The 23,071-nt window shown below is 59.6% G+C and carries 24 protein-coding genes and 1 tRNA gene; 7 read left to right on the forward strand and 18 right to left on the reverse strand.

All coding sequences use genetic code 11. The annotated features are described in order from the left end of the window. Nucleotides 1-10 precede the first annotated feature (10 nt). The 5 genes from QUE41_RS14335 to QUE41_RS14355 form a co-directional block, all read right to left on the reverse strand. A complete protein-coding gene (locus tag QUE41_RS14335; protein WP_286339692.1) occupies nt 11-1,219 on the reverse strand; it encodes an acetyl-CoA C-acetyltransferase in 1,209 nt (402 codons plus the stop codon). A gap of 170 nt (nt 1,220-1,389) precedes the next feature. Further along, nucleotides 1,390-1,839 (reverse strand): BamJ family beta-barrel-assembly machinery protein, encoded by a 450-nt coding sequence (bamJ, locus tag QUE41_RS14340; RefSeq protein ID WP_502876028.1) that lies wholly within the window; start codon nt 1,837-1,839, stop codon nt 1,390-1,392. A gap of 81 nt (nt 1,840-1,920) precedes the next feature. Next, nucleotides 1,921-2,625 (reverse strand): methyltransferase domain-containing protein, encoded by a 705-nt coding sequence (locus tag QUE41_RS14345; RefSeq protein WP_286339694.1) that lies wholly within the window; start codon nt 2,623-2,625, stop codon nt 1,921-1,923. Nucleotides 2,626-3,324: 699 nt separating this feature from the next. Continuing rightward, nucleotides 3,325-3,412: transfer RNA gene (locus QUE41_RS14350), tRNA-Ser, on the reverse strand. A gap of 103 nt (nt 3,413-3,515) precedes the next feature. Then, nucleotides 3,516-4,295 carry a CHAD domain-containing protein gene (locus QUE41_RS14355; RefSeq protein ID WP_286339695.1) on the reverse strand — a complete coding sequence of 260 codons (780 nt, stop codon included), beginning with the start codon at nt 4,293-4,295 and terminating at the stop codon, nt 3,516-3,518. Between the two features lie 133 nt (nt 4,296-4,428). Here QUE41_RS14355 and QUE41_RS14360 point away from each other — a divergent pair, with 133 nt between their 5' ends. Beyond that, the gene (locus QUE41_RS14360; RefSeq protein ID WP_286339696.1) at nt 4,429-4,983 is read left to right on the forward strand and encodes a prepilin-type N-terminal cleavage/methylation domain-containing protein; all 555 of its coding nucleotides are present in this window, start codon (nt 4,429-4,431) and stop codon (nt 4,981-4,983) included. A gap of 59 nt (nt 4,984-5,042) precedes the next feature. Here QUE41_RS14360 and nadA read toward each other — a convergent pair whose 3' ends face one another. The 5 genes from nadA to astE all read right to left on the reverse strand — a co-directional run bounded on the left by nadA (nt 5,043) and on the right by astE (nt 11,288). Beyond that, complete coding sequence (gene nadA / locus QUE41_RS14365; protein WP_286339697.1) at nt 5,043-6,107, reverse strand: quinolinate synthase NadA; 1,065 nt, start codon at nt 6,105-6,107, stop codon at nt 5,043-5,045. A 188-nt stretch (nt 6,108-6,295) separates the two neighbouring features. Continuing rightward, nucleotides 6,296-7,873 carry a dihydrolipoyllysine-residue acetyltransferase gene (locus QUE41_RS14370; RefSeq protein WP_286339698.1) on the reverse strand — a complete coding sequence of 526 codons (1,578 nt, stop codon included), beginning with the start codon at nt 7,871-7,873 and terminating at the stop codon, nt 6,296-6,298. An 11-nt stretch (nt 7,874-7,884) separates the two neighbouring features. After that, on the reverse strand, nt 7,885-8,862 hold the full coding sequence (locus tag QUE41_RS14375) for an alpha-ketoacid dehydrogenase subunit beta (protein ID WP_286339699.1): 978 nt from the start codon (nt 8,860-8,862) through the stop codon (nt 7,885-7,887). A gap of 3 nt (nt 8,863-8,865) precedes the next feature. Then, nucleotides 8,866-10,041: a thiamine pyrophosphate-dependent dehydrogenase E1 component subunit alpha gene (locus tag QUE41_RS14380; RefSeq protein WP_286339700.1), complete on the reverse strand. Its 1,176-nt coding sequence runs from the start codon at nt 10,039-10,041 to the stop codon at nt 8,866-8,868. A gap of 200 nt (nt 10,042-10,241) precedes the next feature. Next, the gene (astE, locus tag QUE41_RS14385) at nt 10,242-11,288 is read right to left on the reverse strand and encodes a succinylglutamate desuccinylase (protein WP_286339701.1); all 1,047 of its coding nucleotides are present in this window, start codon (nt 11,286-11,288) and stop codon (nt 10,242-10,244) included. A gap of 132 nt (nt 11,289-11,420) precedes the next feature. On the opposite strand from astE, the gene msrA reads away from it, so the two are divergent. Beyond that, entirely contained in the window at nt 11,421-11,903 is a 483-nt protein-coding gene (gene msrA / locus QUE41_RS14390; protein ID WP_286339702.1) for a peptide-methionine (S)-S-oxide reductase MsrA, read from the forward strand. 29 nt (nt 11,904-11,932) lie between these two features. On the opposite strand, the gene QUE41_RS14395 is transcribed toward msrA, so the two are convergent. The 5 genes from QUE41_RS14395 to seqA form a co-directional block, all read right to left on the reverse strand. After that, on the reverse strand, nt 11,933-12,442 hold the full coding sequence (locus tag QUE41_RS14395) for a GNAT family N-acetyltransferase (RefSeq protein WP_286339703.1): 510 nt from the start codon (nt 12,440-12,442) through the stop codon (nt 11,933-11,935). Nucleotides 12,443-12,452: 10 nt separating this feature from the next. After that, nucleotides 12,453-12,860 (reverse strand): hypothetical protein, encoded by a 408-nt coding sequence (locus tag QUE41_RS14400; RefSeq protein WP_286339704.1) that lies wholly within the window; start codon nt 12,858-12,860, stop codon nt 12,453-12,455. Nucleotides 12,861-12,949: 89 nt separating this feature from the next. Then, nucleotides 12,950-13,390 carry a PaaI family thioesterase gene (locus QUE41_RS14405; protein WP_286339705.1) on the reverse strand — a complete coding sequence of 147 codons (441 nt, stop codon included), beginning with the start codon at nt 13,388-13,390 and terminating at the stop codon, nt 12,950-12,952. A gap of 159 nt (nt 13,391-13,549) precedes the next feature. After that, complete coding sequence (gene pgm, locus QUE41_RS14410) at nt 13,550-15,193, reverse strand: phosphoglucomutase (alpha-D-glucose-1,6-bisphosphate-dependent) (protein ID WP_286339706.1); 1,644 nt, start codon at nt 15,191-15,193, stop codon at nt 13,550-13,552. Between the two features lie 52 nt (nt 15,194-15,245). Next, the gene (seqA, locus tag QUE41_RS14415; RefSeq protein WP_286339707.1) at nt 15,246-15,809 is read right to left on the reverse strand and encodes a replication initiation negative regulator SeqA; all 564 of its coding nucleotides are present in this window, start codon (nt 15,807-15,809) and stop codon (nt 15,246-15,248) included. A gap of 644 nt (nt 15,810-16,453) precedes the next feature. Here seqA and QUE41_RS14420 point away from each other — a divergent pair. The 4 genes from QUE41_RS14420 (at nt 16,454) to fldA (ending at nt 18,414) form a co-directional block, all read left to right on the forward strand. After that, the gene (locus tag QUE41_RS14420; protein WP_286339708.1) at nt 16,454-17,230 is read left to right on the forward strand and encodes an alpha/beta fold hydrolase; all 777 of its coding nucleotides are present in this window, start codon (nt 16,454-16,456) and stop codon (nt 17,228-17,230) included. 99 nt (nt 17,231-17,329) lie between these two features. Beyond that, nucleotides 17,330-17,551 (forward strand): DUF2788 domain-containing protein, encoded by a 222-nt coding sequence (locus QUE41_RS14425; protein ID WP_028108905.1) that lies wholly within the window; start codon nt 17,330-17,332, stop codon nt 17,549-17,551. A gap of 13 nt (nt 17,552-17,564) precedes the next feature. Further along, nucleotides 17,565-17,855, forward strand: coding sequence for a LexA regulated protein (ybfE, locus tag QUE41_RS14430; RefSeq protein WP_028108904.1), 291 nt, complete (start codon nt 17,565-17,567; stop codon nt 17,853-17,855). 37 nt (nt 17,856-17,892) lie between these two features. Further along, on the forward strand, nt 17,893-18,414 hold the full coding sequence (gene fldA, locus QUE41_RS14435) for a flavodoxin FldA (RefSeq protein WP_286339709.1): 522 nt from the start codon (nt 17,893-17,895) through the stop codon (nt 18,412-18,414). Nucleotides 18,415-18,486: 72 nt separating this feature from the next. Here fldA and QUE41_RS14440 read toward each other — a convergent pair whose 3' ends face one another. The 3 genes from QUE41_RS14440 to QUE41_RS14450 form a co-directional block, all read right to left on the reverse strand. After that, nucleotides 18,487-20,424, reverse strand: a complete 1,938-nt coding sequence (locus QUE41_RS14440; RefSeq protein WP_286339710.1) for a hypothetical protein — start codon at nt 20,422-20,424, stop codon at nt 18,487-18,489. A 50-nt stretch (nt 20,425-20,474) separates the two neighbouring features. Next, entirely contained in the window at nt 20,475-20,948 is a 474-nt protein-coding gene (locus QUE41_RS14445) for a hypothetical protein (protein WP_286339711.1), read from the reverse strand. 121 nt (nt 20,949-21,069) lie between these two features. After that, nucleotides 21,070-21,549, reverse strand: coding sequence for a DUF4442 domain-containing protein (locus QUE41_RS14450; RefSeq protein WP_286339712.1), 480 nt, complete (start codon nt 21,547-21,549; stop codon nt 21,070-21,072). Between the two features lie 293 nt (nt 21,550-21,842). Between QUE41_RS14450 and QUE41_RS14455 the strand changes: the two genes are divergently transcribed. Further along, nucleotides 21,843-23,057 (forward strand): pyridoxal phosphate-dependent aminotransferase, encoded by a 1,215-nt coding sequence (locus tag QUE41_RS14455; protein ID WP_286339713.1) that lies wholly within the window; start codon nt 21,843-21,845, stop codon nt 23,055-23,057. Nucleotides 23,058-23,071 lie beyond the last annotated feature (14 nt).

A 23,071-nucleotide genomic window follows, 5' to 3' on the forward strand; every position in this document is an offset into this window, starting at 1 on the left:
ATCTGCTCCCTCAGACTCGCTCAATGATGGTGGCGATGCCCATGCCACCGCCCACGCACAGGGTCGCCATGCCCCGCTTCAGATCCCTGGCCTCCAACTCATCGAGCAGGGTCCCCAAAATCATGGCGCCGGTGGCCCCCAGAGGGTGGCCCATGGCGATGGCGCCGCCATTGACGTTCACCTTATCCAGGGGCACATCCATCTCCTTGATAAAGCGCAGCACCACCGAGGCAAAGGCTTCATTGACCTCATAAAGATCGATGTCGTCTGCGCTCAGCCCGGCCAGGGCCAGCGCCTTGCGGGCGGCCGGAGCCGGCCCGGTGAGCATGATGGTGGCGTCGGTGCCCACCACGGCGGTGGCCATCACCCTGGCCCGGGGCGTCATATTGAACTGCTGACCGGCGGCTTCGCTGCCCACCAGCACCAGGGCGGCGCCATCGACGATGCCCGAGGCATTGCCCGGGGTGTGCAGGTGCTCGATGCGCTCCACTTGGGGATACTTGGCACGGGCCACCTCATCGAAGCCCATCTCCCCCAGCGCCTGGAAGGAGGGCTTGAGCTTGCCCAGGGTCTCCAGGGTGCAGTCCGGCCGCACCAGCTCATCCTGGTCCAACAGGGTCAATCCGTTTTGGTCGGTCACCGGCAGCACGCTGTTGGCAAAGGCCCCCCGCGACCAGGCGGCCGCCGCATTGTGGTGAGAACGCTGGGCGAAGCTGTCCAGCTCCTGCCTGGAGTAACCATCCAGGGTGGCAATCAGATCTGCACCGATGCCCTGGGGCATGAATCCGGTGGCCAGGTTGGTGGCAGGGTCATTGGCCCAGGCGCCGCCGTCGGAGCCCATGGGCACCCGGGACATGGACTCCACCCCGCCGGCCACCACCAATTGCTCCCAGCCGGAGCGCACCTTCATCGCCGCCATGTTCACCGCCTCCAGCCCGGAGGCACAGAAGCGGTTGAGGGTCACTCCGGCCACATCGTCGTCCCAGCCCGCAGCCAGGGTGGCGGTCTTGGCGATGTCCGCCCCCTGATCCCCCACGGCGGACACGCAGCCGAGGACCACGTCGTCCACCGCGCGGGTATCGAAGCCGTTACGCTGCTGCAGACTGGCAAGCAGTGAGGTGAGCAGAGAGATGGGTTTGGCCTCGTGGAGGGCCCCGGTTGCCTTGCCCCGCCCCCTGGGGGTGCGGATGGCATCAAAGAGGTAGGCGTGCTGAGTCATCAATCGTCCTTGCTGAAGTGAGCCTGTTATCACTCTAGGCAAGGTGGCGGGGTTTGATAATGACCTTTCTTGTCAAAGGCAGTGACCTTACTGCTCACTCTGAAGTATTCAGGCACAAAAAAACGCCCCGGGGAAAACCCTGGGGCGCCTTTCTCACTGAAGTATTGGCCTTAGTTGATGGCCAGCAGCTCCACTTCGAAGATCAGCAGGGAACCGGGAGGGATCTTGCCCACACCGCGGTTGCCATAAGCCAGGCGGGCGGGGATAAACAGGCGGGTCTTCTCACCCTCAACCATGCGCTGCACGCCCTCAGTCCAGCCTGGGATCACCTGGTTCAGTTTGAACTCGATGGGTTCACCGCGATCCACTGAGCTGTCAAACACGGTGCCATCGAGCAGAGAGCCGTGATAGTGAACCTTCACCTTGTCCTTGGCCGTTGGGTGCACGGCACCGGCGCCAGGTTGCAGCACCAGCATCTGCAGGCCACTGTCTGTGGTGATCACCCCATCGCGCTTGCCGTTCTCTTCAAGAAACTCGTCGCCGATAAGGGCATTCTCCTGAGCCACCTTGCCATTGGCGGAACTCTTATAGAAGAAGTAGCCGATCAGCAGCACGACCATGGCGATAATAATGTACTTGGACACTGTTTATCCTCTCGATATCTAAACAGATTTCATGGTAGCAGGGGCAGTGACCCGGGCTCAAGGAAAGGGTGGCTGACGAAGGGCAAGAATGGACTTGGGCAGACCCAGGATACGCTCATAGCGAAGCTCACCATCGGGAAACAGCTCCGCCATCATCGGGGTAGTCAGCAGCCGGGCACTGTCAACTGTGACGATGGCGTCATCCAGATTTCTCGCCTGCTTCCAGTTTCCCAGGGCAAAACGCCTCACCAGGGCCAGTTGCCAGGGGCGGGGCAACCAGTGAAAGCAGGGGGTCAGGCAGTGAGGCTCCATGGGAAACCAGTAGTGAGGGGTCTGCACAAAATAACCCTGGCCGACCCGGGCTATCTCGGCGGCGAAGCGCTTCATCCGCTGCCAGTCGCCCACATGCTCGATCACCGAGTTGGAGTGCACCAGATGAAAGCTTCGGTCCTCGCACAGGCTCAGGTCACAACCATCGGCTTTAAGCTGGCGAAAGTGACCACAACCCGTGTCTCGCTTGTGAGGCGCAAGGTTGGCAATGGTGATCTCCACCCTGTGCTTTGACAAAAAGGACTCAGGCACGATGCGCCAGTACTGCTCGGTGCCGCCAATGTCCAGCAGTGTCACCGTCTGACCCCGAACCGACAGGCGCCGAATCATCTCCAGTAAGGGCTCCAGCCTGGCCCGCCTCAACCTGGCCCCCAGGCAGCGATTGTCTTGGTAGTTGACCAGACGCCTGGCCAGGGTTCGGGTGAGGGCCACAGCGACTCCTTAGGGGCGCAACTTCAGGCAATAACCATCAAGGATAGTCGCAATTGGGGAGCAGCGGCGCTCATAGGCGGAGAACGGATTGGAAAAACAGCTCTTCGAACCACCACCGTGGGGCCGAACTAGGGAGAGATGATCGCCTCTAGCAATAAGGGTCAAAGCCCGACATAGAAGAAAGTTGGGAAAACAGCTCTTCGAACTGCCATTGCGGCGCCGAATTAGAGAGAGATGATCGCCGGAAGCGGCACGAATCAAAACCTTGAATAGAGGAAGGATTAGAGAAACAGTTCTTCGAACTACCACCGTGGGGCCGAACTAGGGAGAGATGATCGCCGGAAGCGGCACGAATCAACGACGCTGTCTTAGCGAAGAATCCACAGGCAGCTCTTCAAACCACCACCGTGGGGCCGAACTAGGGAGAGATGATCGCCTTCGGCGTTACTCCGCTCATGCTTCGCTCCGTTGCGAACTGGAGAACTCAAACCAAGTTCTCCCGTAACGCGCATAAAGAAAAAGCCCCTGCACCGAGCGTCGAAGGGACAAAGTGCGACAGAATTAGGGAGAGATGATCGCCTTCGGCGTTACTCCGCTCATGCTTCGCTCCGTTGCGAACTGGAGAGCTCAAACCAAGTTCTCCCGTAACGCGCATAAAGAAAAAGCCCCTGCACTTCGTGCAGGGGCTTTTTCTTTATATGGCGGTTAGGGAGAGATTCGAACTCTCGATACGTTGCCGTATACACACTTTCCAGGCGTGCTCCTTCAGCCACTCGGACACCTAACCAATTTGTTGCGAACAGCGATGCTTCATCGTTGCTGCGGATGCGTATATTAGGGAGGCGGGGCGGGGATTGCAAACCCTTTTTTCGGTTTTTCTGTTGAATGCTCTAATTTTGTTCAGAGTGCCAGTTCTGTTGGTTGAGCTCGGCCACTTGCCTGGCTTGTCGTTCGCGGGTTTCCCGAAGCAGGCTCTCCATCAGCGGCCTCGTGTCGGCACCCACTTCATCCAATCTGGACTCGAGAAACCCTATCTGGCTGCAGCTGTCATTAAACTCCCCCAGTGCATCCTGCAGCGCCTTCTCCCGCGTCCAGGGCTTGTGAGGCAAACACACCTCTTTGAGGTAACGCTGCGCCTTGATTCTCAGCCTCAGCCGGTGCCAATCTTCGGTGGCACCGCTCTCTCTGGCCTTGTGCAGGTCCTTCTGTGCCTTGCGGGTCAGCTTGTGCTCCACCTTATCGGTTATTGCATCAAAAGCCCCCTTGCCCTTGCCCCAGGGCAGGGAGAGACAAGTCTGACACAGCGCCCTCTCCCGCTTGAGCTGACCCAGAGCAAGGTAAAGCTCGGTGAAACTCTGCTGCCGCCATCGCTGCACCTGAGCAGCCAATGGGTGCTCGGGCCCAAGAGATTCGGCAAACACATCCAGATCCCGCATCCGGTTGCTGATGCGCGCCTGCTGACCTGTGCTAACCAGCAGCGACTGCACCGGCTGTTCCGGCAAATAGGGGCGGTAGAGCTTGAGCAGACAGCGCAACTTGCGCAGGGCCACTCGGTACTTGTGCAGCGGCTCACTATCCCCATGACAATCCATCGCCCTCCCCTGCTCAAGCGCATGTTGATACAGGGCTGCCAGTCGCGGCTGCAACTCGGGGATCAACCGGCGCGTCATAGGTTATCTCCTCAATTCAACAGTGTTCAGTCTAGACCGCGAACCTGAGTCAGGCTTTGCGAACATTGACCTTTACCCAGGGACATCAGTTTTCTATCCTCGAACACACCAACAAGAGTCGGGAGTCACTCCTTTGCCATCACGAGGATTTACCCTCATAGAGATCCTGGTTGTCATCATACTGCTGGCCCTGCTTGCGGCCGTTGCCCTGCCGCGCCTTGTTTCCCTGAATGACGATGCCCACCAGGCTCAGGCCAGAACCATCTTTGGCGCCTTCAGCTCTGCGGTGGGCCAGTTTCACGGCCTGTGCATGGCCAGGGGGGGCGATATCGTCGGTCAGGGCGCCCTGGGGATCGGCGGCGGCCTCGATTTTCCGGAGCTGGGGGTGCGCTCCAGCACCCTGGGCAGCTGCTACCCGGAGGCCGGACTGGGAGATGGCCGAATCAGTGACTTTGCCGACTGCCTGCAGACGGTGGAGGGACTGCTCGAACCGATTCCCGAGCACAACATCAGCGCCCTGGCCCAAACCGAGGCCAGCTACCAGGACGCGGCCAACTACCACACCCTGGTGATCCATTACGCCGGCATTCACCAGTGTGATCTCTACTATGTCGCCTCCGGGGAGGGCCTGGCCAGCCCCAGGCTCACCTATAACGGTCTCACCGGCGAGATCACCACCCGCTACTGATGGGTTGAAGGCATAAAAAAACGGGGCCATAAGCCCCGTTTCCTGTTATCGCCTTGGTGTCAGGCGTTGCCCTTCACCTGCATACGCAGCTCGGCGGCAAAATCCAGCATCCGGTTCAACGGAATCATCGCCTTTTCAGCCAGAGACTCGTCAACGAACACCTCATGATCCGTCAGGTCGTCGGTGTTCAGGCAACGCTCAATGGCCTGCAGGCCGTTCATCGCCATCCAGGGGCAGTGGGCACAGCTGCGACAGGTCGCGCCGTCACCGCCGGTGGGGGCCTCGAGGAAGGTCTTCTCAGGAGAAAGCTGCTGCATCTTGTAGAAGATGCCGCGATCGGTGGCCACGATGAAGGTCTTATTGGGCAGCTCCTGGCTGGCCTTGATCAGCTGGCTGGTGGAACCCACCGCGTCGGCAATCTCGACGATGAAATCCGGCGACTCAGGGTGCACCAGCACGGCGGCTTCCGGGTGTTGCTTCTTCAGATCCACCAAAGCGCGGTACTTGAACTCATCGTGCACCACACAGTGGCCCTGCCACATGATCATCTCGGCACCGGTCTGCTTGGCAATGTAGCCACCCAGGTGACGGTCAGGCCCCCAGATGATCTTCTTGTCTTCGCTGTCCAGGTGCTCGACGATCTCCAGGGCGATGGAGGAGGTCACTACCCAGTCGGCACGGGCCTTCACCGCCGCCGAGGTGTTGGCGTACACCACCACGGTATGGTCAGGGTGCTGGTCACAGAACTCGCCAAACTTATCCGCAGGGCAGCCGATGTCCAGGGAACAGGTGGCCTCAAGGGTCGGCATCAGCACCCGTTTCTCCGGAGTGAGAATCTTGGCGGTCTCCCCCATGAAGCGCACGCCCGCCACCACCAGGGTCTTAGCCGGGTGCTCGTTGCCGAAGCGGGCCATCTCCAGGGAGTCGGCCACACAGCCACCGGTCTCCTCGGCCAGTGCCTGGATTTCGGGATCGGTGTAGTAGTGGGCCACCAGAACGGCGTCTTTCTGCTTTAGCAGGGTCTTGATGCGCTCACGATACTGCTTCTTCTCCTCGTCGCTCAGCTTGGCTGGCTTGGGCGGGAACGGATAGTGCATATCGTCCAGTTGAGGGACTTCCATCATGATTCTTTACAACAGCCTCTAATTTGGGTCTGAGGCCATTATACCTAATTAGAACCGCCGTGCTAAGTCACAAAATCGATTAAGAAGGACAAAACTGTCTTAACTTTGGCGCATCAATAGGGTGGGAAATGAATGGGCAGGCGTAAAGCTGATGTTGGCGGGCCCGGACGGGCCCGCCATCGGGAGCATCAGCTGAGATGCAGCATCATCTCCGCCGGGTTCTCCAGCAGCGACTTCCACAGGTTGCAGAATCGGGCGATGGTGCCGCCGTCTATCACCCTGTGATCGCCGGACCAGCTCACCTGCATGATGGTGCGCGCTTCCACCTCGCCCTTGTCGTTGAATCTGGGCAGCGTCTGCAGCTTGCCCAGGGCGACAATGGCCACCTCAGGCTTGTTGATGATGGGGGTGGCCACGGTGCCGCCCAGGGCGCCGATGTTGGACACCGACAGGCTGCCGTCACGCAGGTCTTCCGGGGAAACCCGGCCATCACGGGCCGCGGTGGTGAGTCGGGTCACCTCATGGGCCACCTCGATAATAGACTTCTCCTGCACCTTCTTGACGTTGGGCACGATGAGTCCCATCTTGCCGTCCACCGCCATGCCGATGTTGTGGTCACCCTTGTAGGTGATCTCACTGCAGTCGTCTTTCACCTGGGCGTTCAGCACAGGGTACTCCTTGGCCGCCACAGACATCGCCTTGATGATAAAGGGCATCAGGGTCAGCTTAATGCCCTTGTCGGCATAACGCTGCTTGAGGGAGGCGCGCAGGGCCACCAGTTCGGTCAGATCCAGCTCCTCACAATAGGTGAAGTGGGGAATGGTCTGCACCGAGGCGGTCATCTGCTTGGCCATGGCCGCCTTGATGCCGCGGATGGCTTCCACCCGGTCTTCAGAGGCGGGAGTTACCGCCTGTACCACGGGCTGCGAAGCTGCCACTGGCTGGCTCGGACCATCCACAAAGGCCTGAATGTCCTCCTTATAGACCCGGCCGTTCTTGCCACTGCCGGGCACCTCGGCGATATCCACATTCAGGGTCCGGGCCATGCGCCGCACCGCCGGGCTGGCCAGGGCCTTGCCCTGGGCCACGGCGCCGCTGTCGGCAGCGGTCTGGCGGCTCACCGGTTCGGTCGCCTGTGATGGCGCCTCTGGCGCTGGGGCGGGCTGCGCTTTGGCAGGCTCGGCCACAGCCGCACCACTCACCATGAGGGAGAACAGCGGCTCATGCACCTTGGCAATCTCCCCCTTCTGATAGTGAAGCTTGTGGATGGTGCCACTCTTCACCGCCGGGATCTGCACCAGGGCCTTATCGGTCATCACGTCGCAGATGGGCTGGTCCTCGACCACCTCATCCCCTTCGCTCACCAGCCATTCGGCCACTTCACACTCGACGATCCCCTCGCCGATGTCCGGCAGGATAAACTCTTCCACCTGCTCGCCCTGTGGGGCCACTGCAGGCTGGGCCTTGGGAGCCTCTGGTTCTGGCGCCTTGGTGGGGGCAGCCGGTGCAGCCACCTCTGCGCTGGCACCGTTAAGCTCCACCGAGAACAGCGGCTCATGCACCTTGGCCACCTGGCCCTTCTTGTAGTGCAATTTGACCACCTTGCCATCATAGGGGGCCGGGATCTCCACCAGGGCCTTGTCGGTCATCACCTCGGCGACCACCTGATCCTCTTTGATCTCGTCACCTTCGGCCACCAGCCAGTCCATCACCTCACACTCGACGACACCTTCGCCGATGTCCGGCAGGATAAATTCCTTAATCATGCTGCGCTCCCTTAAAACTCTACGCTGGCCTTGATGGCTTCAAAGATCTTCAGATGATCCGCCATATGCGCCTGCTCCAGCGCCAGGGGGTATGGAGTGTCCATGCCACACACCCGGGCGATGGGGGACTCCAGATGCAGGAAGCACTCCTGCTGAATGGTGGCGGCGATCTCGCCAGCAAAACCACCTGTGATGGGCGCCTCATGGCTCACCAGCAAACGGCCGGTTTTGCATACCGACTTGGCCACGGTGTCCACGTCCCAGGGCAGCAGGGTACGCAGGTCGATGATCTCGCAGCTGATGCCGATGTCGGCAGCCATCTTGGCGGCCTTCTCGATCAGCTCCATCTGGGCACCCCAGCCCAGCAGGGTGATGTCGCTGCCGCTCTGCACCACCTCTGCCTTGGAGAGGCTGATGGTGTATTCGCCCTCGGGCACCTCGCCAACAGAGGCGCGGTAGAGGCGCTTGGGCTCGAAGAACACCACAGGGTTGTCGTCGCGGATGGAGGCCAGCAGCAAACCCTTGGCTTCATAGGGGTTGCGCGGCACCACAATTTTCAGCCCTGGGGTGTGGGTAAAGTAGGCCTCGGGGGACTGGGAGTGGTAATGACCACCGGCGATGCCACCGCCATAGGGGGTGCGCACGGTCAGGCGGCCGACGTCAAACTCGTTGCCGGAGCGGTAACGGAACTTGGCGGACTCGTTCACCAGCTGGTCAAAGGCCGGGAAGATGTAGTCGGCAAACTGGATCTCGGCGATGGCGGTGCTGCCCTGGGCAGCCAGACCGTTGGCAAAGCCGATGATTCCCTGCTCGGTGAGCGGGGTGTTGAAGCAGCGCTCCTTGCCGTACTTCTCCTGCAGCTTGGAGGTGGCGCGGAACACACCACCGAAGTGGCCGACGTCCTCACCAAACACCACGGCGGAGTCATCGGTGGCCATGGCGATGTCCATGGCGCTGTTGATCGCTTGTAACAGGTTCATCTGGGCCATGGGTTACGCCTCCTTGCCACTGTCTGCGGGGTAGTGGTCGGGGTAACGAGCCATGTGATCCCGGGTCTCTTGCAGTTGTTTCTCCAGGTGCTCGGGTACGGTGTCGTACACGTCGGTCACCAGGGTGTCATAGGCGGGTTTAGGCAGGGTTTCAGCCACCTTCACCGCCGCCAGCACCTCCTTGCGGTACTGGTCATACAGGGCCTCATCCTGCTCCTCACTCCACCAGCCCTGAGCCAGCAACCACAGCTTGAAGCGCAGCACCGGGTCGTGCTCGCGCCACTTGGCCTCCTCCTCGCGGGAGCGGTAGCCGGAAGGATCGTCGGAGCTGGAGTGCGCTCCCAGGCGGTAGCTCATCGCCTCAATCAGCACCGGCTTGTTCTCCGCCACGGCGATGGCACGGGCCTGCTGAGTGGCGGCCAGTACCGCCAGCATGTCGTTGCCGTCCACCCGGATGGTGTTGATGCCGTAGCCCACACCACGGGGGGCGATGCCGTCACCGGCAAACTGCTCTGAGGTGGGGGTGGAAATGGCGTAGCCGTTGTTGCGGCAGAAGAAGATGGCCGGACAGTTGAGCACCGCCGCCATGTTCAGGCCGGCGTGGAAGTCGCCCTCGGACGCGGCGCCTTCACCGAAGTAACACAGGGTCACCGCCTCTTTGCCCGCCCGCTTCTGGCCATAGGCGTAGCCGGCGGCCTGAGGGATCTGGGTGCCCAGGGGCGAGGAGACCGTCATGTAGTTGAGCTCGTTGCTGCCGTAGTGGATCGGCATCTGACGGCCCTTACCCAGATCCTTCACGTTGGAGAACATCTGGTTCATGAACTGCTCGGTGGTGAAACCGCGGTAACGCAGGGCGGCCTGCTCGCGGTACTGGGCCATGATCATGTCATCCTGACTCAGGGCCGCGGCGCTGCCCACCACGGCCGCTTCCTCGCCGATGCAGGTCATGTAGAAACTGATGCGACCCTGACGCTGGGCGGCCAACATCCGCTCATCCAGTACCCGGGTAAACACCGCTGTGTCATAGATTTTGAGCGCCAGTTCCTGATCGATGTCAGGCAGGGTGGCGCCGGGGTAAGGGGTTCCGTCGGACTGCAAGATCTTCAGTTCAGGGATCTTCAAAGCGTGACCCGAGGTCATGACCGCCTTGTGCACCTGATGTTGAGGTTCGAGGCTCATTATTTCGCTTCCGTCTTGTGTCTGAGGCCAGCATCCCTGGCCGTTTATTATCACCAAACCTGGGTTTGGCCTTGTTATGTTTGGGCTAAGGTTACTGCCTGCCCATAGGGTGCTCAAGGTGGGAGCCATCCATGATCGCGATCACACTTTGTCAGCTGTATCGCAATATTTACAGTGACTTCTCACCAGGCACTCTAAATCTACTCAAATCGTTCGTCTATTTCTGTGGGCACCACGGTCAGCAGCGCCCGCTGACCGATGGCCACGTTGGCGTTGGGGAAGATGATCGACTCCGCCACCTCCCCGACCCTCACCTCCAGCTCGCCATCGTTGGCCAGCAGATGCCCCGGGGCAAACTCGGTGAAGTTGGCCTGATCATCGGCGAAGGTGAACTGAAAATCCTCATGGTGCTTGTTCAGCACCTGGCAGACATCAAACACCACACTCTTCGACAGGGGCGGATAATCTAGTGCCTCGGCGGCAATCAACCTGGCCAGCTGCGCCTTGCAGGAGGCGAAGCGGCTCATGTCGTTCTTGCCGAAGGGGTACACCTTGCCCAGCTCCACGGTGAAGGCATCGGCGCCAAACTCGTTGGAGGAGAAGTAGCTGTAGGTGGTGGTGGGGTTGTGAGACAGCAGAATGGTCTGCACGCCGCACCCGGCCAGGAAGCGAATCTGCTCGATGCTCCAGGGGCGCCCCGGGCGGTAGGGATAAACCGCAAACTTCTCCCGCTGGGAATCGCGGATGGCGGTATGCAGATCGTAGTGGAACCGCTTGCGTCCCGGCTCTTTGAAGAACTCTCTGACTGTCTGCTCCAACAGGGCCGCCCGGCGCTTTTCGTCGTTGGGCTCCCCCTTGGCGTGGGCGCCGCTGAACAGCCGGTTCATGTTCTCTGCCACGCCCCGGGTGCCATTGACCATCGCCTGGGTATTGCCCAGTTGCACCAGCAGCCGCTGGCGACAGGTGAGGCTGCCATCGATGATGGCGTTCACCAGCTCATTCACCAGCTCGATGGGGGCGGTCTCATTGCCATGAACGCCACAGGAGAGCACGATGTCGCTGTCGCCGGGCTCAGCCGGTTCGATGGCCAGGATGCCGGTGTCGATGAGGGTCAGTAGAGTACCGTCGGCCAGGGTGCGGCTTTCCGGTTGCTTGCGGGGGTGGGGATGGGCCAAGGTCAGCGCCAAAAGATCCTGGTGTTCAAATAACACGTCGCACTCCAATTGCTTTTTTCTTGTGCCGGCCATTGTAGCCTCAGAAGCCGCAAAGCGGCACCCCGGACGATTAAGATTCGGGGTTGCAATCTGTCATGGAGCTGATACAGTTTACGGACATTCGGACGTTTAGCCGTCTAGAAATCCAGATTGAGGAGTCAGGTTATGGCCATTGCCACCTTCGGTGCAGGATGTTTTTGGGGTGTAGAGCAGTTCTTCAAGGAGCTTGATGGCGTGACCTCGGCGGTGTGTGGCTACATGGGCGGCGATCAGGACAACCCCAGCTATGAGCAGGTGAAGACCGGGGAAACCGGTCACGCCGAGGTGGTGCAGGTAGAGTTCGATGAAGCCCGCATCAGCTATCAACAACTGCTGGATACCTTCTGGCAGTTCCACAACCCCACCACGGTGAATCAGCAGGGAGAGGATCACGGCAGCCAGTACCGCAGTGTGGTGTTTTTCCACGATGATACTCAGCGTGACACCGCCGAAGCTTCCAAGGCGCACCAGCAGGCAGAGGGATACTGGAAGGATAAAACCATTGTCACCGCCATCGAGCCGGTGACCAACTTCTTCCGCGCCGAGGAGTACCATCAGGGCTACTTCGACAAGCACGACCTGCCCAGCTGCCACATCGCCCTGTACTGAGCCTCTGTTTCCGGCCTAAGGGCTGAGAACTAGACGCTCAGGGGCAGCGCCTCGATGGCGGGGCGCTCGAAGGTGAGATCCCACAGCTGTCGTTGCTCGTTGAAGTGACGCCGGGTGCACCTGAAGCCAAATTTCTCCAGAATCCGGGCGGACGCGGCGTTCTGCTCGAAGGCTTCCGCCACCAGAGGCGCATCGGGGTGATGGTCTGCCACCCAATTCATCAGCGCCGCCATCGTGGCACTACCCAATCCCTGTCCCCAGTAACGCCGGGCCAGCTTATAGCCCACCTCGTAATGGGCACTCTCCCCCCGGTAGAAGGCGGCGGTACCTATGCTGCCGAGAATGGGGTGTTCCACCACCCACAGCTTCAATCCCTCGGGATCGTCGTAACCGGCCAGCAAATCGGGCATCTGCACCTGAATTTGCGCCAGTGTCTGCGGGCCGCGGTCGGTAAAGCGCATCACCTCTGGGTCGCGCTCCAGCTCATAGAGCCACTGCTCATCCTCTGCCGTCAGCGGTCTGAGACTCAATTTGCTCAAGACTGTCTCCTTAATTCTGCTCCGGGGTTTCGATGCGATCGGTCACCACCCTGCCCTGCTCTACCTCCAGCACCCTGGCCCGTTCGTAGATCAGCTTAAAGTCCAGTTCCGGCTTGCAATCCAGCAGCTCGCCCTGTGGCAGGAGCAGCTCCCCGCTGAACCAATGGGCAAACACCGGGCCGTCAGTGAGCCGGTACTTACCCCTGAGCTCCTTCAGATACAGCCGCCCGTCGTCAACGGACCAGGTGCCCAGGTATTCGCGCCAGCAACAGGAGGACAGCAGGGCTCTGTCCACCGCCTCCCACTCGTCTTCGGTACGCGCAGCGACACCCTGGCCGAGTTTCGGCAGGGATGGCCAGTCATCGAGGGGATGGAACTCACCATCAAGATAGATAAAATCCGGAGTCTGTGCGGTCATCGGCCCTTCTCCTTTACATCATCAAAACTGCGTATTGGGACAGATGCACCCCCATCGCCACCTCAAGGGTACCCGCTTTTCGTTAACCGTCAGCCCTTGACTGTGGTCAGCATGCAGGTGGCCGTGGCCATCGCCAATAACCGTCCCTTCTCATCGATGAGCTTACCCTCGGAGACCCCCAGGGAGCGGGTCATGCTCACCACCTGCCCCTCGGCCCTGAGTCTGGCCGCCTTGGGCACCGGCCTGAGCATCTTCACATTCAGCTCTATGGTGCCATAGCCCTGCCCCGCTTCCAGCATGGTGTGCACCGCACACCCGGTCACCGAGTCCAGTACTGTGGCGGCAAAGCCGCCATGGACGCCGCCCAGGGGGTTGGTGTGCCGCTCATCGGCCTGGGCTTCAAACACCACCCCGCCCTTTTTCACCGACACCGCCTTCATGGTGATGGTCTCGGCCATATTGGGGTGGGGGATCTTGCCTGTGGCGATGGCACTCATCACCTCCAGGCCGCTCATGGAATCCACTGACATTACCGCTCCTTGTCTGTTCTGCCCATTCCTCAGGCTACAACTCACTCATTAACCATGCCTTTATCACCACACCTCTGGCAAGCCGTCTGGCCACCTGACGTGGCATCACGCCAAAAAAAAACGGCAGCCCAGGGCTGCCGTTTTCTGCGAAGCTGTGCCTTACTTGGCGGCGAACACACTGTCCACCAGAGCCTTGGCATCCTCAATCAATTCAGCCAGATGGGCTTCACTCTTCAGGCTCTCGGCGTAGATCTTATAGATCGCCTCGGTGCCGGAAGGACGGGCGGCAAACCAGCCGTTGTCCGTGGTCACCTTGAGGCCACCGATGGCCGCACCGTTGCCGGGGGCCTGAGTCAGCTTGGCGGTGATCGCCTCACCGGCCAGGGTGTCGGACTTGACCATTTCGGGGTCCATCGCCTTCAGCAGCGCCTTCTGTTCATCGTTGGCCGGGGCATCGATGCGGCTGTAGAACGCCTGACCAAACTTCTGCTCCAGACGACGGTAGTGCTCGGCAGGCGATGCTTCGGTCACCGCCAGGATCTCCGCCGCCAGCAGGCCCAGGATGAAGCCGTCCTTGTCGGTGGAAAAGGCGTGTCCGGCCCTGTCCAGGAAGCTGGCTCCGGCGCTCTCCTCGCCGCCAAAGGCCAGGTCGCCGCCATGGAGGCCGCTGACGAACCACTTAAAGCCCACAGGCACTTCGTTCAGCACCCGGCCATGATCCGCCACCACCTTATCGATGATGGCACTGGACACCAGAGTCTTACCCACGGGCAAGTCGCTGCGCCAGTTGGGACGATGCCCCAGCAGGTAATCGATGGCCACCGCCAGGTAGTGGTTGGGGTTCATCAGGCCGCCGTCGCGACAGACGATGCCGTGACGGTCGAAGTCGGGATCATTGCCAATGCTGATGTCGAACTGATCTTTAATCTTCAGCAGATTGGCCATGGCATAAGGGGAGGAGCAATCCATGCGGATCTTGCCGTCCTTATCCAGGGGCATGAAGGCAAACGCCGGGTCCACCACCGGGTTGGCCACCTCGATGTTCAGGCCATAGCGCTCGGCGATACGAGGCCAGGTGTGGATGCCGGAGCCGCCCATGGGGTCGACACCGATCTTCAGGCCCGCCTTGCGGATCGCCTCGAAATCGATCACCCCGGCCAGGTGCTCCACATAGGTGCCAATCATGTCCACCTGCTCCACCAGGCCGGTGGCCATGGCCACGTCCAGGGTCACCTGACGCACACCCTGCAGGCCGTCACTCAGGTAGGCATTGGCACGGTCGGCGATGTAGCCGGTGGCGTCGGTATCCGCCGGCCCGCCGTGGGGCGGGTTGTACTTGATGCCCCCGTCCTGTGGCGGGTTATGGGAAGGCGTCAGAATCAGGCCATCGGCCAGTTCGCCGCCCTGGCGGTTGTGATCCAGGATGGCGTGAGACACCACAGGAGTGGCCACAAAGCCACGCTCCTGCTGCACCCGAACCGTTACTCCGTTGGCGGCCAGCACCTGCAGCACAGAGGCAAAGGCGGACTGACTCAGGCCATGGGTGTCAAACCCCAGGTAGAGAGGGCCGGTAAACCCCTGCTCGCTTCGGTAATCCACCACCGCCTGGGCAATGGCCAGGATGTGCTGCTCGTTAAAGGAGCGGCTCAGGGCACAACCACGGTGGCCCGAGGTCCCAAAGCTGACCTGTTCGGCGCCCTGGCTGGGGTTGGGTTTTAGGGTGTAATAGCTGCTGATGAGATGGCTGACGTCGATAACATCAGCCGGGCCGGCAACGGTGCCGGCCCGGGAATGGATTGCCATAAATTGTCCTACTAAGTGGCTTCCGTGCGTCGGAGTAGTAAAGGTAGCGGCCTCAGATGCGGGCCGCAATGTCCTTGGCTACGTCCACGGGGCACCCCAGAGACTCGGCAGCAGAGCTCAGCAGGGAGCGCTTCTTGCCGGTGTTGTTGTTGGTGGTCACCCAGTACTGGCTGTCGCCAATCTGCTTGGGGTTGGCACTCTTACTGGCGGAGAGCAGCTCATCTTTGCTGGTGGCAAAGTAGAGGCGGTCACGACCGCGGATCTCCAGTACGGAGGCAAAGGCTTCAGGCTGCTGACGATAGAGGGCGTCCAGCAGGTAGAGGAAGCGACCAACGGCGCCCTTCTGCTTCTCCAGCAGGGCATCGTCCAACAGCTCATTGAACTGGCCGGCCTCGGCCACTCGGGAACGAACTTCCACCTGCGCCTTGGGCGCTTCAACGACGGCTTCACCGGACTCCAGTCCGGGCTGGCTTACATGCTTGGGCTTAGGGGCCTCTGCCGCGGTACCGGGCAGGTCCAAAAGACGGCGCAAGATGTCAGAAGCACTCTCGCCGATACGCTGAGTGTTGCTGGCAATATGACTGTAAAGTTCGTCGTCGATTTCGATGTATTTCATGGGCTTTCCAATCGCCGGGGTTCAAGTCGTCACGCATTATAAACACACCTGGGGAGATCAGACCAAGCCACCGATTGCTTTTTGCCGTTGCCATCCGCACAATTTGCGCCATCAAACTTTAGGGCATGTAGATCTTTACTGAATACTTTTGCGCCAGCACCTGGCCTCTGTGACATCAATAAGATCGAAGTTTGCCCTGAACTGGGTTGCCTCCAAGCGGATAGGAGCGCCCTTCGGGGCTGGCCTGACGACAACCACTCTGCGTTGTTCGATATTGACGTAGAGCAGTACCAACACAATTTGATATCTGCGAGCTCAGTTGAAATAAAACGGGCTTCAGGCAAGGCAGCCAATCAAAGCTCTAGTGGTTCTAAAGCGAGATTGGCAAACGCAGCATGAAGTCCGTTTTAATCAACCCGCAGGGAAGTTGCCCTGAGCGTTGACTCTGTGTTGTGACTCTTTAGAAGGGCAATACCATTCCTTCAGAGTCACGCCTTGATTCATCACTCATGGCAACTTCTGAGCGACACAGCTACCACATTGGGCTGGTACCTTGCCTGCAATCGAACGCCTTGATTGGTTGCCGTCATTCTCAGCCAAAAGTTCACCATCAAAGATCAACACACCCTAGGAATCAGGATGTCATGTTGAATTTTATTGACCAGGGCAGCGGGCCGGCGGTGGTATTGGTCCACGGTTTGTTTGGCAGCGCAGACAACCTGGGACGCCTGGGCCAGGCCCTGATTGAGCGCCATTGGCGGGTGATCCGGGTGGATCTGCCCAACCACGGCGACTCCCCCAAGGGCCAGTCCATGGTGCTGACCGATATGGCGGAGGAACTGGAGTCCCTTCGCCAGCAGCTGGGGCTGGAGCAGTGGGCCCTGGTGGGCCACTCCTTAGGCGGCAAAGTCGCCATGACTTATGCCCAGAGCCACCCACAGCGAGTATTGGCCCTGGCGGTGGCGGACATCGCCCCCAACGGCTACCGCACCAACCGCCACCAGAGCATTCTGGCCACCCTGACCCAGCTGGAGAATCAGCCCGGCCTGACCCGGAAGATGGCGCAGCAAGCCTTTATGGAGGCGGGCATCGAAACCGGCACCACCGCGTTTCTGATGAAAAGCCTCAAACCGGAAAAGCAGGGCAGCTACGACTGGCAGTTGGACATCAGTGCCATCGTCCACTACTACCCGGAGATCATCGGCCCTGTGCCTGAGCTGCCTGCGTTCTCCGGCCCGGTGCTGTTTTTGAAGGGTGAGTTGTCGGAATACCTGTTGCCGGAGCACCGCGAGGAGATCGTTCGCCGCTTCCCCGCCTCCAAGGCAAGGGTGATCACCGGCACCGGCCACTGGCTGCATGCGGAAAAGCCGGAGCAGTTTAACCGCCATGTGGCGGATTTTCTTGCTCCACACATGAACTAAAGGGCATCGGCTGCTGTGCTAATCCACACAGGAAAGGCGTTCTAACGCCCATGTGGTTGTGCTATAGTAGCCCGCCGGTTTCGCCAGGATGGTAAATAGATGTTAGTCAGTGATGTAGCACAGCTCGAAGCAGTAGGATTAAACCTCTTTTTTGCAGCGGTGTTTTTCCTGATAGGAATGTCGATCCGGGACGTATTAAATCGAGGCGATGTCCCTGCGTTTGGTCGCTACATCGTCTGGTTGGTTCTCTTTCTCGGCTGTGCCGGCTTCATCGCCAAGGGCATCATTCAGCTGGTATGGGAAGGGAGCGGAGTAGGTTGAGCAGCGACTTTGCATGGCAGTAGAAAAGACCGATAGAACCACCATGGATCTGTTCGCCACCGAAAGGCGGCGCGGCAGACCCAAGACCAACCCCTTGCCTCGTAAAGAGCAACTGCGCGTCAACAAGCGAAATCAGATTCAGCGAGACCGTTCTCAGGGGTTGAAACGTATTGAACTTAAAGTGTCGGATGCACTCTATAATGCGTTGAATGAGCAGGCGATGACCGACAACGTCAGCCGCAGTCAACTGATTGAGTCCATCCTACTCGAACAGTTTCAACAAGTTGGTAAGGCCCAGGATTGACTCCTGGCCTAAGTCAGTGAAAAAGATAGGTAGATAAATGGCAAGTGTAGGTCTGTTTTTTGGCAGTGACACCGGCAACACCGAAGCCGTGGCCAAGATGATCCAGAAGAAACTGGGCGGAATGTGCGACGTTAAAGACATCGCCAAGAGCACCAAGGAAGAGATTGACGAATTCAGCCTGCTGCTGTTCGGCATCCCCACCTGGTACTACGGTGAAGCCCAGTGCGATTGGGATGATTTCTTCCCCGAGCTGGAGCAGATCGACTTCAACGACAAGCTGGTAGCCATCTTCGGCTGCGGCGATCAGGAAGACTACGCCGAGTACTTCCTGGATGCCATGGGCATGGTGGGCGACATCGTTCGCGACCGTGGCGGCATCATCGTTGGTCACACCTCTACTGAAGGCTACGAGTTCGAAGCCTCCAAGGCCCTGGTGGACGACAACACCTTTATCGGCCTGGGCATCGACGAAGACCGTCAGCCCGAGCTGACCGAAGCCCGTGTTGACGCCTGGGTGAAGCAGATCTTCGAAGAGATGTGCCTGGCCGAGCTGGCTTAAGCCCTAAAAGCTTTGCAAAAAAACGGACCCAACTGGGTCCGTTTTTTTATTGCTCCAACAAGAGCCACAGGCCTAAAGCCGCTCTATGGTCAGGGTCAGTCCGTCCAGCTTGCTGAGCTGCGCATTGGGTACCCCTTCAATCAGCAGCTCATTGGCGCGCCTGTCGCCATACTGCTTGCCGCTCTGCTTATCGGAAAACAGGATACGATAACGATCCTTCCCGCCAACACGACAATTCACATGGCAGTCCAGGCCGGTGGTCAGGTAGAGCCGCCCCTCCTGCTTGCCAATTCTGGCGCGTACGCCAATGGGGTTGTCCAACAGAAACTGATAAGCCCGTTCAGACAGCGGGTGCTTCTGGTTGTTCAGCTTGTTGGCATACTGGACCACCTCGATGCCCGGCAACTTGGGACCGAACCTGCCGTTTATCTCAATGGCGCCGGAACTCAGCGGACGGCGCCGATAATCATGAAAGTGACGGTTCAGCTCTGCCACAATCCTGTTTTCAGGCAGTTGCCAATGCAGAGGGATATAGAGGTTGGAGTGGCCGGCGTCGGCAGGCTCAACCCGAAGCTCACCCACCTGGAGCCCGGCCTGCTGCAAGACGGCGTCAATGACGTTCTGCTGCAACTGCTGCTGCATCTGCTGCCACTGCTGTGTGGCGTCTCGGGCCATCCCGGCAAACTGGCTGTCAGGCAACAGAGTACTGAGATCGCGGCGCGCCACCTCCCTCTCGCCCTCCACAAGGACCAGGGCCAGTGACAGCGCCGCCCCCTTGTCAAAACTCCTGGCAGTGAGCCCGGTAATCCTCAGAGGATTCTGCTCACGGTACAACATCAGAGGCTCGCCCTTGCCCCGGTGAGCCGTCAGCAGCTGAAACTGATCATCACCCCGGCCTCGACAGCCCACATGGCAGTCTCGCCCTGACGCCAGTACCAAAGAGGCGCTCTGACCCGCAAAACGGGCTTCCAGCCTCAACTGGTGGGTCACCAGCCAGCGGAACAGCACCTCGCTGTGCGCTTGGTGTTGGTGCTCCCCCTGGTTCCAGAGCCTCTCAATCACTATGCCGTCACTGAGCTTATCGCGGCCTTTGTCCAACGCCACCCTGCCCCCGGTAATGGCGCGCCCTTTGTAATCGCGAAAGTGCTCATTGATCACCTTGAGCAACGGGGGCTGCTCCACCTGCCAACTCAGGGGCAACAGCAGGGACACCTTGCCCCCGTCATCGGCGGCGGCGCTGATCTCGCCGACGGTCACCGTCAGGTTGTTCATCATCCCCAGCAGCAACTGCTCGCTGAGCTGCGCCTTGCCCTGGCTCAGGCCATCCTGAGCCTGCTGAACCTTGCTGGCCAGTCCCGCCGTGGCCACCTTGATGGTGGTGCCGCCGGTGGACTCGGCGGCAGAAGTGGAGGCCGAGTCCAAGTTGCTCTTGGGCTTCACCGTCGCAACCGGCTTCGATGACGCCGGTAAGCTCTGCTCTTGAGGCTGTTTTGGCTCCGATGCCGCCTGAGTCACCTCGGCCGCAGGGCGCTGACGACGCTCCGCTCTCTCCCTTTGTGCTTCAGAGTGAAGCTTACCCTCATACAGGCTGACCCCCATTTTCAGCAGCAACAGGCACAGCCCCAGGCCGAGGACCCAATTCAACGCTTTGGGCAGAGACGCCTGTCCCGGCTCTTGCCAGGCGGCATTGGTGTCAGCCGCAGGGGCTTTATGGGCTTGGGGCTCGACAGCCTTGGCAGCGGCTTGCTCCTGCAGCGCCTTCAACTGGGCCATCACGTGATCCGCCCGGCGAACAAACTCATCGGGATCGTTCAGGCTGAAGTCCGGCTCGTGTACCGCCTTGTTTCTCAAGGTGGCTATCCAGCGAATCTGCCTGATAAGCAGCTTGGGCAACTGATGCTCGACGCTGCTGACCTTTTCATGCAGGCCCCGCCCCTCGGCGCCGAACTGCTCGGTGAGTGCCGCTTCAATCCGTTTGGATTGAGTGACGGCAATTTCAATGCTTCCCACGAATGGTCCTTGGTTGTTACTTGTATAAGGTGTTGTCTGACAAGGCCGGGTTACCAGTCATCAAAACTGGAACCGATGCCGCTATCAAAGCTGTCGCTGATGCCACTGTCGAAGCTGCAGCCGATGTCAGAGCCGAAACTGTCTCCGATACCGCCATCTACGCTGCCGATGGGGTCCATCCCAATGCTGCTGTCGCAACCAAAGGGGTTGCCGGCCACATCCAGACTGCCGCACATGGGCAGTCCGGTGGCGGGATTGATCGCAGAAGAGCCCAGGCTGTCATGCTCCATCATCGACACATCACAGGTGGTGTTGGCGAAGAGGTCATCATCACTGAACAGGGTCTCTTCCTGCGATGCCTGCCATTGAAACGGGTCACCGGCTTGCTCGCCGGAGGAGTAGAGCCTGTCCTGAAGAAACGGGTCATCAACAGTGGACGACTGGGTGGCCTCAGAGGACGAGCCGGGCGTTGGCGCCTTGGAGGCAAACCATCTGGTTAGAAAGGAAAACAGCTTAAAACCCAATAAGATGGAAGTGAGGACGCCTAGACTAACGCAAGGCTGTCTGAGTGATCAAATGAGGACATTCGGGAAGTGATCTGAAAGGCCCTCCGGCTGATACCGGAAGGCCCGAACGCCGCCAGCATCAGGCGGCGCGCTCCTGCTTGTTGGCGTACACCTTGCGCACATAGAGGGTGCGGTGCAGACGGCACACCACCTCACCCCGGGCGTCAATCACCTCCACCACAAACTCCGGGTGATGCTTGGAACCACACTCGGTGGCCTCACGAATCATCGCCAACTGCTCCTCACTGACACGAAACTCTGCGGTCAGCTTGCCCTTACCCGGCTTGATGAAATCGATGGACGCGGCCTTGTCCCACACCCGGTAGCCCCGACCCAGCTTCCCCATCAGCAACAGGGCATAGATGGGGTCGGTCATGGAAAACAGGCTGCCACCAAAGTGGCTGCGATTGATATTGCGGTTCCAGGGGCGCTCTTTCAGCACCACCCGGCAGTAGCTGTAGTCCGGCTCCAGATGCTCCAGCTTGATGCTGCTGAACAGGAAGGGGGGCCAGAGGTTGATCAGGCGGCGAAAAGCGGCCGCAGAAAAAGGGATAGCCATGAGTCTCCATACTGGTATGACCTGTTGTTAAGCAGGTGTTATAGCCCAGGACGAACAAAAAGTCATCTGTAGCATCAATAATTGAAATCAGCAGATAAATGAGGCTTGAAAGCCGCTCACCTCACTCTCCTGCCTCACCCCAACCTCAAAGCCAGTGTTTTTCTCTGCGCATTTCATTCACCAGACCGAATGACGCCGGCAAACCAATAAATCCAAGGCTTTTCACTACCAGCATATTTCGCTATGGTGAGCCTCCAGATACTGTTTTTACCCCCCACCAGAGGTTCCGTGGTATGCATCCCATCCTAAAATCCGACAAGCTCAGTACCGTCTGCTACGACATTCGAGGTCCGGTAGCACGGGAAGCGAAGCGCTTGGAGGAGGAGGGTCACCGGGTCCTCAAACTCAATATCGGCAACCCCGCTCCCTTTGGCTTCGAAGCCCCGGAGGAGATCGTTCGTGACGTCATCCACAACCTGCCGGAGAGCCAGGGCTACTGTGATGCAAAGGGGCTGTTTTCCGCCCGTAAGGCGGTGGTGCACTACTTCCAGCAGATGGGCATTCACGATGTGGATGTGGACGACGTCTACATCGGCAACGGTGTGTCCGAGCTCATCGTGATGGCGATGCAGGGCCTGTTGAATAACGGCGACGAAGTGCTGGTCCCCGCCCCCGACTATCCCCTGTGGACCGCGGCGGTGCACCTGGCCGGAGGCAATGCCCGCCACTACCGCTGCGACGAGGAAGCAGACTGGTTCCCGGATCTCGATGATGTGCGCGCCAAGATCACCCCCCGTACCCGGGCCATGGTGCTGATCAACCCCAACAACCCCACAGGGGCCGTCTACAGCAAGGAGATCCTGCTGGGGATGCTGGAGATCGCCCGTGAACACAACCTGGTGGTGTTCTCCGACGAGATCTACGACAAGATTCTTTACGACGGTGCCGAGCACATCCCCACCTGCACCCTGGCCGACGACCTGTTCATCATCACCATGAACGGTCTGTCCAAGGTGTACCGGGCTGCCGGCTTCCGCGCCGGCTGGATGGTCCTCTCCGGGGACAGGGGCCGCGCCAAGAGTTACATCGAGGGGCTGGAGATGCTGGCCTCCATGCGATTGTGTGCCAACGTTCCGGTGCAGCACGCCATCCAGACCGCCCTGGGGGGGTATCAGAGTGTCAATGAACTGATCATTCCCGGAGGCCGCCTCTATGAGCAGCGCCAGCTGACCGTGGACAGGCTCAACGCCATCGATGGCGTCACCTGCAAGATGCCCAAGGGGGCCATGTACGCCTTCCCCAGGCTGGATGTGAAGAAGTTCAATCTGATGGACGATGAGAAGCTGGTGCTGGATCTGCTGATGCAGGAGAAGATCCTGCTGGTGCAGGGCACCGCCTTCAACTGGCCTGAGCCGGACCACCTGAGGTTTGTGTTCCTGCCCCACATCGAAGACCTGGAAAAGGCCCTGGACAAGTTTGAGCAGTTCCTGAGCCGCTACCGCCAGTAACGCAACGAAATTGA

Origin of the sequence: Ferrimonas sp. YFM, from assembly GCF_030296015.1 — a bacterium.
Classification (GTDB): domain Bacteria; phylum Pseudomonadota; class Gammaproteobacteria; order Enterobacterales; family Shewanellaceae; genus Ferrimonas.